This is a genomic window from Micromonospora sp. NPDC057141, from assembly GCF_042670805.1.
Taxonomy (GTDB): Bacteria; Actinomycetota; Actinomycetes; order Mycobacteriales; family Micromonosporaceae; genus Micromonospora.
In genome coordinates, this window is the sequence record NZ_JBHUVA010000028.1 from 58,194 (window position 1) to 72,858 (window position 14,665).

General features: G+C 74.2%; 14 protein-coding genes. 13 read left to right on the forward strand and 1 reads right to left on the reverse strand.

The features are described 5' to 3' along the window. Window positions 1-59: 59 nt before the first annotated feature. From ACFT41_RS16860 to ACFT41_RS16915, 12 genes are all read left to right on the forward strand, one after another. Complete coding sequence (locus tag ACFT41_RS16860) at window positions 60-962, forward strand: tryptophan 2,3-dioxygenase (protein ID WP_377588694.1); 903 nt, start codon at window positions 60-62, stop codon at window positions 960-962. A 14-nt stretch (window positions 963-976) separates the two neighbouring features. Further along, the gene (gene kynU, locus ACFT41_RS16865; RefSeq protein ID WP_377588695.1) at window positions 977-2,254 is read left to right on the forward strand and encodes a kynureninase; all 1,278 of its coding nucleotides are present in this window, start codon (window positions 977-979) and stop codon (window positions 2,252-2,254) included. Continuing rightward, window positions 2,251-3,588 (forward strand): FAD-dependent oxidoreductase, encoded by a 1,338-nt coding sequence (locus ACFT41_RS16870; RefSeq protein WP_377588697.1) that lies wholly within the window; start codon window positions 2,251-2,253, stop codon window positions 3,586-3,588. The genes kynU and ACFT41_RS16870 overlap by 4 nt, the downstream gene beginning before the upstream one ends. A gap of 23 nt (window positions 3,589-3,611) precedes the next feature. Next, complete coding sequence (locus ACFT41_RS16875; RefSeq protein WP_377588710.1) at window positions 3,612-5,093, forward strand: 2-hydroxymuconic semialdehyde dehydrogenase; 1,482 nt, start codon at window positions 3,612-3,614, stop codon at window positions 5,091-5,093. Further along, entirely contained in the window at window positions 5,090-5,884 is a 795-nt protein-coding gene (locus ACFT41_RS16880; protein WP_377588698.1) for a 2-keto-4-pentenoate hydratase, read from the forward strand. Before ACFT41_RS16875 ends, ACFT41_RS16880 begins: the two co-directional genes overlap by 4 nt. Next, a complete protein-coding gene (locus ACFT41_RS16885; protein WP_377588700.1) occupies window positions 5,881-6,669 on the forward strand; it encodes a 2-keto-4-pentenoate hydratase in 789 nt (262 codons plus the stop codon). The genes ACFT41_RS16880 and ACFT41_RS16885 overlap by 4 nt, the downstream gene beginning before the upstream one ends. After that, window positions 6,666-7,088 (forward strand): RidA family protein, encoded by a 423-nt coding sequence (locus ACFT41_RS16890; protein WP_377588702.1) that lies wholly within the window; start codon window positions 6,666-6,668, stop codon window positions 7,086-7,088. The genes ACFT41_RS16885 and ACFT41_RS16890 overlap by 4 nt, the downstream gene beginning before the upstream one ends. Continuing rightward, window positions 7,085-7,609, forward strand: a complete 525-nt coding sequence (locus tag ACFT41_RS16895; protein ID WP_377588703.1) for a 3-hydroxyanthranilate 3,4-dioxygenase — start codon at window positions 7,085-7,087, stop codon at window positions 7,607-7,609. The genes ACFT41_RS16890 and ACFT41_RS16895 overlap by 4 nt, the downstream gene beginning before the upstream one ends. Continuing rightward, window positions 7,609-8,736 (forward strand): amidohydrolase family protein, encoded by a 1,128-nt coding sequence (locus tag ACFT41_RS16900; protein ID WP_377588704.1) that lies wholly within the window; start codon window positions 7,609-7,611, stop codon window positions 8,734-8,736. Before ACFT41_RS16895 ends, ACFT41_RS16900 begins: the two co-directional genes overlap by 1 nt. Window positions 8,737-8,785: 49 nt before the next feature. Further along, window positions 8,786-10,249: an amidase gene (locus ACFT41_RS16905; RefSeq protein ID WP_377588705.1), complete on the forward strand. Its 1,464-nt coding sequence runs from the start codon at window positions 8,786-8,788 to the stop codon at window positions 10,247-10,249. 73 nt (window positions 10,250-10,322) lie between these two features. After that, window positions 10,323-10,607 carry a hypothetical protein gene (locus ACFT41_RS16910; RefSeq protein ID WP_043966299.1) on the forward strand — a complete coding sequence of 95 codons (285 nt, stop codon included), beginning with the start codon at window positions 10,323-10,325 and terminating at the stop codon, window positions 10,605-10,607. After that, a complete protein-coding gene (locus tag ACFT41_RS16915) occupies window positions 10,594-11,001 on the forward strand; it encodes a DUF5130 family protein (RefSeq protein WP_377588706.1) in 408 nt (135 codons plus the stop codon). The genes ACFT41_RS16910 and ACFT41_RS16915 overlap by 14 nt, the downstream gene beginning before the upstream one ends. Window positions 11,002-11,203: 202 nt before the next feature. Here ACFT41_RS16915 and pepN read toward each other — a convergent pair whose 3' ends face one another. Then, entirely contained in the window at window positions 11,204-13,759 is a 2,556-nt protein-coding gene (pepN, locus tag ACFT41_RS16920) for an aminopeptidase N (RefSeq protein WP_377588707.1), read from the reverse strand. 246 nt (window positions 13,760-14,005) lie between these two features. Between pepN and ACFT41_RS16925 the strand changes: the two genes are divergently transcribed. Continuing rightward, a complete protein-coding gene (locus ACFT41_RS16925) occupies window positions 14,006-14,605 on the forward strand; it encodes a disulfide bond formation protein DsbA (protein ID WP_377588711.1) in 600 nt (199 codons plus the stop codon). Window positions 14,606-14,665: the final 60 nt, after the last annotated feature.

Below are 14,665 nucleotides of genomic sequence, written 5' to 3' on the forward strand. Positions count from 1 at the left end.
CCGTTCGGCCCGTCGACCGGGGCACCATGACGCTACCCGGCTGATGGAGGAGACGACAGGTGGAGCAGACGGACCTGCGGACGCCCGCGCCGGCCACGGCGGTCCGTCCGGCGACCCCGCGGCAGCGGGCGGCCCGGGCGGCCCGGAACGGCGGCGAGCCGACCCTGGACTTTGCCGATCGGGTGCCCTACGACGCGTACGTGCACGCCAGCACGCTGCACCGGTTGCAGCAGCCGCTCAGCGACGACCCGGGCGAGATGTCCTTCCTGATGGTCAGCCAGATCATGGAGCTGTACTTCGGGCTGACCCGCCACGAGCTGCGCGAGGCCCAGCGCTGCCTGCGCGCCGACCGGGTCCGGGACGCCCTGACCCCGCTGCACCGCGCGGCGCTGCACCTGGAGGGGCTCAACGCGGCCTGGAAGGGGTTGCGCTGGATGACCCCGGCCGACTTCAACCGGTTCCGCAACCTGCTCGGCGAGGGCTCCGGCTTCCAGTCGGCGATGTACCGGCACCTGGAGTTCACCCTCGGCCTGCGCGACGCGACCCTGATCCGGCCGTTCCGCCGGCAGGCCGAGGTGCACGCCGACCTGCGCGCCACGCTCGCCGCCCCGAGCCTGTGGGACGACGTGGTCGCCCTGCTGGCCCGGCGTGGCTTCGACGTGCCGGCCGAGGTGCTCGGGCGGGACGTCGCCGAGGACCACCGGCCGCACCTGGCGGTGGAGGCCGCCTGGGTGGCGATCTACGACGGTGAGGGGCCGGGTGACGAGCTGCGGCTGCTCGGTGAGGCGCTGGCCGAGGTGGCCGAGCAGTTCGGCGACTGGCGGTGGAACCACGTCAAGGCGGTGCAGCGCACCATGGGCGCGAAGGTCGGCAGCGGCGGCTCCGCCGGGCTGGCCTGGTTGCAGCGCAGCATGGCCCGGGTGGTCTTCCCGGAGCTGTGGTCGGCCCGGACGGCGATGTGAACGGGGTGGACACGATGACCGTCGCGGAGAGCGAGGCGCACCGCCTCGACAAGGCCGACCCCGGGCACCGGCACCTGTTCCACGTGCCGCCGGCCGACGGCGGGCGCTACCCGGAGGCCGCGTACCTGGCCGGCAACTCGCTCGGCCTGCAACCCCGGGCCACCCGCACCGAACTGCTGGCCGACCTGGACGCGTGGGGCCGGCTCGGCGTCGAGGGGCACCTGGAGGCCGACCGGCCCTGGCTGCCGTACCACGAGCTGTTGACCGGCCCCGTCGCGCGACTGGTCGGCGCCCGGCCCACGGAGGCCGTGGTGATGAACTCCCTCACCGTCAACCTGCACCTGCTGATGGTCAGCTTCTACCGGCCCGCCGGGCGGCGCACCCGGATCGTCATCGAGGACGCCGCGTTCCCCTCGGACAGCTACGCGGTGCGCAGCCAGGCCCGCTTCCACGGCCTCGACCCCGACGCCACGGTGCTGCGGCTGCGCCCGCGCCCCGGCGAGGACACCCTGCGCACCTCCGACGTGACCGACCTCCTGGCCGCCGAGGGCGACACGATCGCGCTTGTGCTGCTCGGCGGGGTCAACTACCTCACCGGCGAGCTGCTGGACATCCCGGCGATCACCGCCGCCGGCCGGGCCGCCGGGGCGGTCGTCGGCTGGGACCTCGCGCACGCCGCCGGCAACGTGCCCCTCGCGCTGCACGACTGGGGCGTCGACTTCGCCGCCTGGTGCTCCTACAAGTACCTCAACTCCGGCCCGGGCGCGCTGGCCGGCGTCTTCGTTCACGAGCGCCACCTCGGCCGGGCCGACCTGCCCCGCTTCGAGGGCTGGTGGAGCACCGAGGCGGCCACCCGGTTCGAGATGACCCCGACGTCCCGGCCCCCGGCGACCGTGGAGGCGTGGCAGGTGTCCAACCCGCCGATCCTCGCCATGGGCCCGGTGCGCACGTCGCTGGAGCTGTTCGACTCGATCGGCATGCCGGCGCTGCGGGAGCGCAGCCTGCGGCTCACCGGGTATCTTGAGCGGCTGCTCGACGGCGTCACCGCAGGCCGGCCGCTGACCGTGGTCACCCCCCGCGACCCGGCCCGCCGGGGCTGCCAGCTCTCGGTGCGCATCGGCGCGGGCAGCGCCGGCGAGCTGACCAAGCGGCTGCGCCACGAGCACGGGGTGATCGCCGACGCCCGGGAGCCGGACGTCGTCCGGTTCGCCCCGGTGCCGCTGTACTCGACGTACCACGACTGCTGGCGGGTCGCCGACGCGCTGGCCGCGACGGTGGAGAGGCGCGCATGAACACGGAACGGGACGAGATCGCCGTCGTCGGGGCCGGGCTGGCCGGCTGCCTGCTGGCCTGCTTCCTGGCCCGGCGCGGCCACCGGGTGGCGCTCTACGAGCGGCGTCCGGACCCGCGCGCCGGCCGGGTCGAGCGGGGCCGTTCGATCAACCTGGCGCTGTCCGAGCGCGGGCTCGACGCGCTGCGCCGCATCGGCCTGGCCGAGCAGGTGCTGGCCGACGCGCTGCCGATGCGCGGGCGCATGATCCACCCCGTGGTGGGGGAACCGTCGTTCCAGTCGTACAGCGCCGCCGGGGACCGGGCGATCAACTCGATCAGCCGGGGCGCGCTCAACAACGCCCTGCTCACCGCCGCCACCGCGCTGCCCGGCGTGCGGGTCGCGTTCGACCACCGGCTCGTCGGGCTCGACCCGGCCACCGGGGAGATGACCTTCGAGACCCCGCAGGGCAAGGTCACGGCCGCCGCGTCGGTCGTCCTCGGCGCCGACGGGGCCGGCTCCGCCGTGCGCGGGCAGCTCCTCGCGTACGGGGTGCTGGACGAGAGCCTCGACTTCCTCGACTACGGCTACAAGGAGCTGACCATCCCAGCGGCCGGCGGCGAGTTCGCCCTCGACCCGGCGGCCCTGCACATCTGGCCGCGCGGCACGTCGATGATGATCGCCCTGCCCAACCCGGACCGCTCGTTCACCTGCACGCTGTTCTGGCCCACCCACGGCACCGCGAGCTTCGCCTCGCTGACCAGCCCGGCGGCGATCGAGCGGCACTTCGCCACCCACTACCCCGACCTGCTGCCGCTGGCACCCAACCTGGTCGACGACTACCAGCACAACCCGATCGGCGTGCTCGGCACCGTCCGCTGCGCCCCGTGGCAGGCGAACGGCCGGGTCGGGCTGCTCGGCGACGCCGCGCACGCCATCGTGCCGTTCTACGGCCAGGGCGCGAACTGCGCCTTCGAGGACGTGGTGGAGCTGGACCGCTGCCTCGACGAGCGCGACGACGACTGGGCGGCGGCCCTGCCGCTGTTCCAGGCGCGGCGGCAGGGCGACACCGAGGCGATCGCCCGGATGGCGCTGGCCAACTTCGTGGAGATGCGCGACAGGGTGGCCTCCCCGGTCTTCCAGGCCCGCCGCCGCCTCGACCACGCGCTGGAGCGGGCCCTGCCCGGCCGGTACGTCTCCCAGTACGAGCTGGTCTCCTTCTCCACCACCCCGTACGCCGAGGTGCGGCGGCGGGTCCGCCGCCAGCAGGCGGCGCTCGTCGCGGTGGCCGCCGGGGCGGCGGCGCTGCTGGCCGGCGCCGTCGGTGCGGCCGTGGCCGCCGGGCGGCGGCGATGAGCGGGGGCTGGGACCCGGGCCTGATGGCCGGGCGGGCGGCCGGCGGCCCGGGGCTGCTGCGGCACTTCGTCGGCGGGGAGTTCGTCGACGCGGGGCGGCGGTTCACCAAGCGCAGCCCCGTCACCGGGGAGCCGGTCTTCGAGGTGGTCGAGGCCGACCGGTCGACGGTCGACGACGCGGTGGCCGCCGCCCGGGCGGCGCTGCGTGGGCCGTGGGGGCGGATGGGGGAGCGGGAGCGCGCCGACGTGCTGCGCCGGGTCGCCGACGAGCTGGAACGCCGCTTCGACGACCTGGTCACCGCCGAGGTCGCCGACACCGGCAAGTCCATCAGCCAGGCCCGGACGCTGGACGTGCCCCGGGGCGCGGCGAACTTCCGGGCGTTCGCGGAGATCGTGGCGACCGCGCCGACCGAGTCGTTCACCACCGTCACCCCGACCGGCGGGCGGGCGCTCAACTACGCCGTACGCAAGCCGGTCGGCGTGGTCGCCGTGATCGTCCCGTGGAACCTGCCGCTGCTGCTGCTCACCTGGAAGGTCGCCCCGGCCCTGGCCTGCGGCAACGCCGTGGTGGTCAAGCCCAGCGAGGAGACCCCCGCCTCGGCGACCCTGCTCGCCGAGGTGATGGCCGCCGCCGGGGTGCCCGACGGGGTGTTCAACCTGGTGCACGGCTTCGGCCCCGACTCGGCCGGCGAGTTCCTCACCCGGCACCCGGGCGTGGACGCGATCACCTTCACCGGCGAGTCCGCCACCGGCGGGGCGATCATGCGGGCCGCCGCCGACGGGGTGAAGGCCGTCTCGTTCGAGCTGGGCGGCAAGAACGCCGGCCTGGTCTTCGCCGACGCCGACCTCGACGCGGCCGTCGCCGGGTCGGTGCGGTCCAGCTTCACCAACGGCGGCCAGGTGTGCCTGTGCACCGAGCGGCTCTACGTGCAGCGCCCGGTGTTCGACGAGTTCGTCGGTCGGCTGGCGAAGGCGGCCGACGCGCTCGCGTACGGGTGGCCGGCCGACGAGGCGACCGTGAACATGCCGCTGATCTCCCGCCAGCACCGGGACAAGGTGCTCGGCCACCACGACCTGGCCCGCGTCGAGGGGGCCGAGTTCCGGGCCGGGGGCGGCACGCCCGCCTTCGGCGACGCCCGCGACGGCGGCGCGTACGTGCGGCCCACCGTCCTCACCGGCCTCGGCCCCGACGCCCGCACCAACCGCGAGGAGATCTTCGGCCCGGTGGTGCACGTCGCCCCGTTCGACACCGAGGAGGAGGCGTACGCGCTGGCCAACGGCACCGAGTACGGCCTCGCCGCGACCGTGTGGACCCGGGACGTGGGCCGGGCGCACCGGGCCGGGGCCCGGCTCGACGCCGGTATCGTCTGGGTGAACACCTGGTTCCTGCGGGACCTGCGCACCCCGTTCGGCGGGGTGAAGGCGTCCGGCATCGGCCGCGAGGGCGGCGTGCACTCCCTCGACTTCTACTCCGAACTCACCAACGTCTGCGTGGACCTCACATGACCGTCGACATCGACGCCGCCGCCCGGGAGCTGACCGAGGCCCGGGCCGGCGGGAAGCCCTGCCCGCCGCTGCGCGGCCGGCTGCTGCCCGAGGGGGACGTCGCCTCGGCGTACCTCGTGCAGCAGCGCCAGGCGCGGGCCTGGCACGGCCGGGGCGAACGCCGGGTCGGCGCGAAGATCGGCCTGACCTCCCGGGCCGTGCAGGAGAACCTCGGCGTCCACGAGCCGGACTTCGGCGTGTTGACCGACGCGATGGCCGTCGCCGACGGCGACGAGGTGCCGATCGGGCGGCTGCTCCAGCCCCGGGTGGAGGCGGAGATCGCCTTCGTGCTCGGCGCGGACCTCACCGCCGGGCGGCCCACCACCGTCGACCTGGTCCGGGCCGTCGACCACGTGCTGCCGGCCATCGAGATCGTCGACTCGCGCATCGCCGGTTGGGACATCTCCATCGTCGACACCGTCGCCGACAACGCCTCCAGCGCGCTGTTCGTGCTCGGTACCGCGCCGCGCCGGCTCGCCGACGTGGACCTGCGGCTGTGCGGGATGGTCCTCGAACACGCCGGGGAGCCCGTCTCGGTCGGGGCGGGCGCGGCGTGCCTCGGCAACCCGTTGCACGCCCTCGGCTGGCTCGCCGGCACCCTCGCCCGCGCCGGCGACCCGCTGCGCGCCGGTGACGTGGTGCTCTCCGGCGCGCTCGGCCCGATGGTGCCGGTGACGCCCGGCGCGGCGTACGAGGCGCGGATCTCCGGGCTCGGCTCGGTGCGGACCTGCTTCAGCGAGGAGAACCCATGATCGGGGTGGACACCGTCGGCATCGCCGCGCGGCTGGGCGAGGCGGCCGACACGGCCACCGCCATCGGCCAGCTGGCCGCCGAGACCGGCCTCGACGTCGACGGCGCGTACGCGGTGCAGACCGCCCTCGTGCAGCGCCGGCTCGACCGGGGCGAGCGCCTCGTCGGGCTGAAGATGGGGCTGACCAGCCGGGCGAAGATGGCCCAGGTCGGCGTCGACGAGGTGATCTGGGGGCGGCTCACCGACGTGATGCGGCTGCCCGACGGCGGCACGGTCGACGTGGCCGACTTCATCCACCCCCGGGTCGAGCCGGAGGTGGCGTTCCTGCTCGACCGGGTGCCCGAGCCGGGCGAGCCGGTCGGGTCGTTCGCCGACGCGGTGCGCGCCGTGGCCCCGGCGATCGAGCTGATCGACTCCCGGTACGCGAACTTCACCTTCTCCCTGCCGGACGTGATCGCCGACAACACCTCGGCGGGGGCGTTCGCGATCGGGCCGTGGTCGCCGGTGCCGGACGGGCTGGACAACCTCGGCGTGCTGCTGGAGGTCGACGGGCGCATCGCGCAGGTCGGCTCGACGGCGGCGATCCTCGGCGACCCGCGCCGGGCGCTGGACGAGGGGCTGCGGCTCGCCGGCCGGCACGGGGTGCGGCTGCGCTCCGGCTGGGTCTTCCTCGCCGGGGCCGCCACCGCCGCCGTGCCGCTCCGGCCGGGCGCGCACGTGCGGGCCGTGGTGGAGAAGCTCGGCGTCGCGTCGCTGCGGGCGGCCTCGCTCGGGGCGGCGTCGTGACCGCCCGGACGGTCGCCGGGAAGGCCGTGCCGCGCGGGGCGTTCCCGCACGTCAAGGTCGCCGGCAGGTTCGTCTTCGTCTCCGGTACGTCGTCACGGCGGCCCGACAACACGTTCGCCGGTGTCGCCGTGGACGAGTTCGGCACCACCGACCTCGACATCCGGGAGCAGACCCGGGCCGTCGTCGGCAACCTCCGGGACCTGCTGCGCTCGGTCGGCGCGGACCTGACCGACCTGGTGCAGGTCACCTCGTACCTGGTCAACATGAACGACTTCGGGGGCTACAACGAGGTGTGGGCGGAGTTCTTCGACGCGGCCGGGCCGACCCGGACCACGGTGGCCGTGCACCAGCTGCCGCACCCGCACCTGCTGATCGAGATGCAGGCCGTGGCACTTCTTCCGTCGGGAGGTCAGTCGTGAGTGAGATCGCCGAGCCGTTCAGCTTCCCCGGCTGGATCGCCGAGAACCAGCACCTGCTGAAGCCGCCCGTGGGCAACAAGGAGATGTTCCCCGGCGGCGACGACTTCATCGTGATGGTCGTCGGCGGGCCCAACCAGCGCACCGACTTCCACGTCGACCCGTACGAGGAGTTCTTCTACCAGGTCAAGGGCAACATGCACGTCAACCTGATGACGCCCGAGGGGCCGCGTACGGTGCACGTGCGCGAGGGGCAGATGTGGATGCTGCCGCGCGACACCCCGCACTCGCCGCAGCGCCCCGAGGCCGGCTCGATCGGCGTGGTCGTCGAGCGGGTCCGCGAGGAGGGCACGCTGGAGAAGTTCCAGTGGTACTGCCCGCAGTGCGGGGCGAAGGTGCACGAGGTGGAGTTGCAGGTCCGCGACATCGCCGCCGACCTGCCCCCGGTGTTTCAGGCGTTCTACGCCGACGAGGCCGCCCGCACCTGCGGCGGCTGCGGCGCGCTGCACCCGGGCAAGGGCTGATGGCGGCCGGGCCCGCACCACGCCGCCCACCTGCCCCCGACGCGCGAGCACCTGTCGTCGACGTGCACACGCACGTCGTACCGAAGGGGTGGCCGGACCTCGGCGCGGCGTGCGGCGGGTCCGGCTGGCCCTGGCTGCGGCTCGACTCCGAGCGGGCCGCCATGATCATGGTGGAGGAGACGGAGTTCCGGCCGGTCGGCGCGGAGTGCTGGGACGCGCCGACCCGGCTGGCCGACATGGCCGCCGACGGGGTCGACGTGCAGGTGGTGTCGCCGACGCCGGTCTTCTTCGGCTACGACCGCCCCGCCGGCCAGGCGGCGAAGGTCGCCCGGATCTTCAACGACCTGACCCTGGAGGTCACGGCCGGCGGCGGCGACCGGCTCGTGCCGTTCTGCCAGGTGCCGTTGCAGGACCCGGACGCGGCCTGCGCCGAGCTGGACCGCTGCCTCGCGGCCGGGCACGTCGGGGTGGAGATCGGCAACCACGTCGGCGACCGGGACCTCGACGACGCGGGCGTGGTCGCCTTCCTCCAGCACTGCGCGCACGTCGGCGCGCCGGTCTTCGTGCACCCGTGGGACATGCCGGACGGACCCCGGCTGGACCGGTGGATGGCCCGCTGGCTGACCGGGATGCCCGCCGAGACGCACCTGTCCGTGCTGGCGATGATCCTCGGCGGCGTCTTCGACCGGGTGCCGGAGACGCTGCGGATCTGCTTCGCCCACGGCGGCGGCAGCTTCCCGTTCTGGCTGGGCCGCGCCGACAACGCCTGGCACCGCCGGGGCGACCTGGTCCGGGGCGCGTCCGCCGCCCCGCCCAGCGCGTACGTCGACCGGTTCTGCGTCGATTCGGTGGTGTTCGCCCCGGCGGCGCTGCGGCTGCTGGTCGACACGATGGGGGAGGACCGGGTGCTGGTCGGCAGCGACTACCCGTACCCGCTGGGGGAACGGCCGGCGGGGCGGGTGGTCCGCGAGGCCGACTTCCTCACCGCCGGGCAGCGCGCCAAGCTGCTCTCCGCCAACGCCCTGCGCTTCCTCGGCCGGGAGCGACGGTTCGCGATCCGGGAGCTGCTGTCGATCGACCGCGACTGGACGGGCCTGCTGGAGGACGACAAGACGCCGCGGTTCTGACCGGTCGTGTCGGGCGGCGGGGCGGGCCGGGGTCGGGCAGGATGGCGGGGTGGCCGAGCTGCACGACCTGACCGCCCTGGAGCAGGGCGCCGCGATCGCGCGCGGCGAGTGCTCCAGCGTGGACCTGGTCGAGCACCACCTGGCCCGGGTCGACGCGCTGAGCGACACCGTCGGCGCGTTCGTCACCGTCACCGGCGACGCGGCCCGCCAGGCCGCCCGCGCCGCCGACGCCGCCCCCGCGCAGGGGCGCGGCCCCCTGCACGGCGTGCCCACCGCGATCAAGGACCTGACGCTCACCGCCGGGGTGCGCACCACGTTCGGTTCGGCGGCCTTCGCCGACCTGGTGCCCCCGCTCGACGCCGACGTGGTCCGGCTGATCCGGGCCGCCGGGCTGGTAAGCCTCGGCAAGACCACCACCAGCGAGCTGGGCTGCTCGCTCTACTCCGAGGGCCTCGTCGCGCCGCCGGCCCGCAACCCGTGGGACCTGGCCTACACGGCCGGCGGGTCCAGCGGCGGGGCGGCGTCCGCGGTCGCGGCCGGGCTGGTCCCCGTCGCCCAGGGCTCCGACGGCGGCGGCTCGCTGCGCATCCCCGCCTCGCTGTGCGGCCTCGTCGGCCACAAGCCCAGCCGGGGCGCGGTCCCCGGCGGGCCGTTGGGCTTCGGCGCGTTCGGCCTGCCGAGCAACGGGCCGCTGGGGCGTACGGTCGCCGACGTCGCCGCGCTGCTCGACGTCATGGCGGTGCCGGTGCCCGGCGAGCCCTACCTGCCGCCGCCCGCGCCCGACGGCGGCTACCTCGGCGCGGCCCGCCGGGCCGTGCCCGGCCGGCTGCGGGTCGGCCGGTTCACCGCACCGATGCTCGCCGACGAGCCGGTCCACCCCGACTGCGCGGCCGCCGTCGACACCGCCGCCGCGCTGCTCGCCGCGGCCGGGCACGAGGTGGTCGAGGTCCCCGCGCCGTTCGGCCCCGAGGTGTGGCCGCTGTTCGAGATCGTCTGGTACGTCCTGGCACTCACCCCCGTCCCGCCGGAGCGGGAGAGCCAGCTGCTGCCGCTGACCCGCCTCCTGCGGTCCCGGGGCGCGGAGATCTCCGCCGGCACCCTGATGAGCACCCTCGGCGAGCTCCAGGCGCAGGTGCGCCGGGCCGCCCGCCGCACCGCCGGCTGCGACCTGCTGCTCTGCCCGACCCTCGCCGCGCCGCAGGCACCGGTCGGCTGGTTCACCGCCGACGGCGACCCGGAGCGCGACTTCGACCTGCAACGGCGGTTCTCGCCGTACTGCGCCGTGTTCAACATGACGGGGGAACCATCCGTTTCCCTGCCGCTGGGGCGCACCGCCGAGGGGCTGCCCGTCGGCGTTCTGCTCACCGGCCGGTACGGTGCCGACGCGACCCTGGTCGGTGTTGCCGCGCAGCTTGAGCACGCCAGTGGCGGGTGGGATCGCCACCCCGCAGTCTGGCGGGCCGTAGGCTCCGCTAACGTGAATACGAGCGGAGTCGGCGAGCCGATGTCATGATCGTCCAACCGACCCGGAAGTTCCTGGTCTCTCTTTCCGCCTGGGGGCGTTGGGATTGTCTGTTACCGAGACGTTGCTGATCTTCGTCGGCATCCCGGCGGCCGTGGTGCTGGTGATCACCGCGCTGGCGTTCGCCGGTGGCCGGTCCTCCGGTGGCGGCGCCAAGCGCTACCGGCCGGGTCGACCCTTCGACTTCACTCCGGTCTGGTTCCTGGGCCGTCCGGAGCAGCTGGCCGACTCGGCCGGCACTGCGCTGGCGGCGGGCGCGCAAGCGCCGGCGCTGACCAGCCACAAGCTTGACCGGGCCGGCGTCGAGGCGCCGGCTGGTGGAACCGGAGGCGCAAGTGACCGTTGGTGAGAAGCAGGCCGAGGCGGGCAGCCCGCCCGAGGTGCTGGACGGGCCGTTCTCGACCCGCCAGCTGCTGCGCATCGACGAGGCGCTCCGCCTGGCCGACCAGGGGACCGGGCTGGTCTTCTCGGTCTACGTCGGCGGGCTCGACGAGCCGATCCGCGCGCACGCCCAGCGGCTGCACCGCCAGCTCGCCGACCCGGACCGGTCGGTCCTGATCGCGGTGTCGCCCAACCAGCGCCAGCTGGAGATCGTCACCGGGCGGCACGCCCGCAAGCGCATCCCCGACACGTACGCGAAGCTCGCCGCGCTCTCCATGGTGGCGGCCTTCGGCGGTGGCGACCTGGCCGGCGGCGTCATCAGCGGCCTCGACCAGCTCGCCAGCCACGCCGGCAAGGCGTAAGGAAGGGCCCCTTCCCAACGCCCACGGTCGAGAAGGGCACCCTTCCCACCATCCAACGGCGAGCCGCACTCAGCCACCTACGCCCGGTCCGCGACAGCGGGCCGGGCGTAGGTGCGTTCGTTCTCACGCCACGATGAAACGGGCGGGGCCGGCGATGGACTCGCGTCCACCGCCGGCCCCCGGGCCGCGTACCACGTTGATGTCAGGCGCTGCGGGCGTCGCACTCGCGGGCCTTCAGGGCGCGCACGACGGCGTCGCGGCCCTCGGCGACCAGCCGCCGCAGCGGTGCCGGCTTGTCGCCGGCGGCGGCCAGCCACGCGTCGGTGGCGGCCACCGTGTCCTCGGAGACCTGCTGCGTCGGGTACGCCAGCTGCACGAACTCCTGCGCCGGCTCGCTGTCGCGCTGCGCCCAGACCTGCTCCACCACCTCGAAGTACCGCTCGCGGTACGGCGCGACCAGCTCCGCCTGCACGGCCGGGGCGAAGCCCTGCAACAGCGCCCGGTTGCGCCAGTTCGGCAGCGCGTCGGGGCCGGTGAGCTGCGCCCAGACCGCCGCCTTGTTCTCCGGCGTCGGCACCAGCGCGTGCGCGTACGCGGCCTCCCGCTCGCCGCTGGCGGTGCGGTCGCCGGCCAGCTCCGCCTCGATCTCCGCCGGGCCGCCGACGCCCTTGCTCACCAGCGACTGGAGAATCACCCAGCGCAGCTCGGTGTCGATGGCCAGCCCGGCCGGCACGTCCACGCCGCCCAGCCAGCCCCGGACGGCGGCCAGGTCCTCCGCCGAGCGGGACGCCTGCACGTACGTGCGCGCCCAGGCGAGCTGGCGGCCGCTGCCCGGCTCGGCGGTGGCCAGCGTCGCCTTCGCGGTGCGGGCCAGCTCCGCCCAGCCGGTCGGGGTCCACGCCGGGTCGGCGTACAGGTTGAGGGTGGTCACCACGGACTGCCGCAGGGTGGCGGTGACCAGGTTGATGTCGGTCTCGGCGGGCAGCCCGGCCAGCACCAGCGCCAGGTAGTCGCGGGCCGACAGCTCCGCGTCGCGGACCATGTCCCACGCCGCCATCCAGCACAGGGCGCGCGACAGCGACGACTCGAACCCGGCGACGTGCTGCACCACCGTGGCCATCGACCGCTCGTCCAGGCGCAGCTTCGCGTACGTCAGGTCGTCGTCGTTGAGCAGCAGCACGTCGGCGGCCCGTACCCCGGTCAGGCCGGTCAGCTCGGTCGACTCGCCGGTCACGTCGACCTCGACCCGGTCGCGGCGGACCAGCCGGCCGTCGGTCAGGTCGTACAGGCCCACGCCGATGCGGTGCGTGCGCAGCGTCGGGTGCCCCGACGGGGCCTCCTGCCGCACCACGACCCGCTCGTAGGCGCCGCCGGCGCCGATCGTCACCTCGGGGCGCAGCGTGTTGACCTGCGCGGTCTCCAGCCACTGGGCGGCGAACTTGCGCAGCTCCCGGCCGGAGGCCGCCTCCAGCTCCGACAGCAGGTCGTCGAAGGTGGCGTTGCCCCAGGCGTGCTTGCCGAAGTAGGCGCGCAGCCCGGCCAGGAAGGGCTCCTCGCCGACGTACGCGACGAGCTGCTTGAGCACGCTCGCGCCCTTGGCGTACGTGATGCCGTCGAAGTTGACCTCGACGGCCTCCAGGTCCGGCATCTCGCAGTAGACCGGGTGGGTGGAGGAGAGCTGGTCCTGCCGGTAGCCCCAGTTCTTGCGGATGGACAGGAACGTCGTCCAGGCGTCGGAGAACCGGGTGGCGTTGGCGTTGCACCAGTGGCTCGCCCACTCGGCGAACGACTCGTTGAGCCACAGGTCGTTCCACCAGCGCATGGTGACCAGGTCACCGAACCACATGTGGGCCAGTTCGTGCAGGATCGTGTTGGCCCGCTGCTCGTACTCGAAGTCGGTGACCTGCGAGCGGAAGATGTAGTGCGACTCGGCGTGCGTGACGCAGCCGAAGTTCTCCATCGCCCCGGCGTTGAAGTCCGGCACCCAGAGCTGGTCGTACTTGGGCAGCGGGTAGCGCACCCCGAACTGCTCGTGGAAGAAGTCGAAGCCCTGCTTGGTGATCAGGAACAGGTCGTCGGCGTCGAGGTGCTGCGCCATCGACGCCCGGCAGTAGACCCCCAGGTCGATGCCGTCGTGGCTGTCCCGCACCTCGTGGTAAGGCCCGGCGCAGAGCGCGGTGATGTAGGTGCTCATCCGCGCCGACTCCGCGAAGTGGACCGCCTTGAGCCCCTCGCCGGCCGGCTCCTCGCGTGCCACCGGCATGTTGGACACCACCCGCCAGTGCTCCGGGACGGTGGCGTGCCAGGTGTAGACGCTCTTGAGGTCGGGCTGGTCGAAGCAGGCGAAGACCTTCTGCGCGTCGGCCGTCTCGAACTGGCTGTAGAGGTAGGCCTCCCCGTCGACCGGGTCGACGGTGCGGTGCAGCCCCTGCCCGCTGTTGGAGTACGCGAAGTCGGCGTCCACCACGAGGGTGTTCTCGGCGGCCAGGCCGGGCAGCGCCAGCCCCTTCTCCGCCGACCAGCCCGACAGGTCGAGCGGGTCGCCGTTGAGGGTCGCCGACCGGACCGACTCGGCGGCGGCCTCGATGAAGGTGGCCACGCCCGGCTCGGCGCAGCGGAACCGGACCTCGGTCACCGACCGGAAGGTGCGTCCTTCGGCAGCCTGCACGGCGGTCGACAGGTCCAGACTGATGTCGTACCCGGTCACCTCGAGCAGGCGGGCCCGCTCGGTGGCCTCGACCTGGGTCAGGTTGCGCACTCCCGGCACTGTTCGTCTCCATCCCACTCTCGCCGTGCGCCGCCGCGGCGCCAGCCCACCCGCCGCTCGTGGCGACCGGTTCCGATCCGAGTCTTCCATGCGAGGGCACCTCGCGGTGGTCGAGCTCACGCTCTCATTCCGCTACCGGTCGATGCGCCGTGGGGTGAGGATCGAGGAACGAGGCGCCGGTTTCCGGCCCTCCCGTCGCGAAGGGAACCTCACGTGACCGACCGTGTCGCCGTCGACATGTGGTTCGACCCCATCTGCCCCTGGGCGTGGGTCACCTCCCGCTGGCTGCTGGAGGTGGAACAGGTCCGCGACGTGGACGTCCGCTTCCACGTGATGAGCCTGTCGGTGCTCAACGAGGGCCGCGACGTGCCCGAGGAGTACCAGCAGCTCATGCAGGCCGGCTGGGGCCCGGTGCGGGTGTGCGTCGCGGTGCGGCGGCAGCACGGCCCCGACGCCGTCCGCGCGCTGTACACCGCTCTGGGCACCCGCATCCACCTGGGCAAGGAGGAGCTGGGCCGGGACCTGTACGTGGCCGCGCTCGCCGACGCCGGGCTGGGCCCGGAGCTGGCCGCCGCCGCCGACTCCACCGACTACGACGAGGCGCTGCGGGCCAGCCACGAGGCGGGCATGCGGCCGGTCGGCACGGACGTGGGGACCCCGGTCATCCACGCCCCGGGCCCCGACGGCACGCCGGTGGCGTTCTTCGGCCCGGTGGTCACCCCGCGCCCGAAGGGGGAGGCCGCCGGGCGGCTCTGGGACGGCGTCCTGCTGGTCGCCGGCACGCCCGGCTTCTACGAGCTGAAGCGCTCCCGCGAGGTCGACCCCAGCTTCGAGTAAGGAAGGGCCCCCTGTTAACGCCTGCGGTAGAGAGGGGCGCCCTTCTCACCCCCGCCGGTC

Bases quoted from the DNA above. Each gene is read 5' to 3' on its own strand.
- kynU (WP_377588695.1), top strand. From the start codon at position 977: ATGACCGTCGCGGAGAGCGAGGCGCACCGCCTCGACAAGGCCGACCCC.
- ACFT41_RS16870 (WP_377588697.1), top strand. From the start codon at position 2,251: ATGAACACGGAACGGGACGAGATCGCCGTCGTCGGGGCCGGGCTGGCC.
- ACFT41_RS16875 (WP_377588710.1), top strand. From the start codon at position 3,612: ATGGCCGGGCGGGCGGCCGGCGGCCCGGGGCTGCTGCGGCACTTCGTC.
- ACFT41_RS16880 (WP_377588698.1), top strand. From the start codon at position 5,090: ATGACCGTCGACATCGACGCCGCCGCCCGGGAGCTGACCGAGGCCCGG.
- ACFT41_RS16885 (WP_377588700.1), top strand. From the start codon at position 5,881: ATGATCGGGGTGGACACCGTCGGCATCGCCGCGCGGCTGGGCGAGGCG.
- ACFT41_RS16900 (WP_377588704.1), top strand. From the start codon at position 7,609: ATGGCGGCCGGGCCCGCACCACGCCGCCCACCTGCCCCCGACGCGCGA.
- ACFT41_RS16925 (WP_377588711.1), top strand. From the start codon at position 14,006: ATGTGGTTCGACCCCATCTGCCCCTGGGCGTGGGTCACCTCCCGCTGG.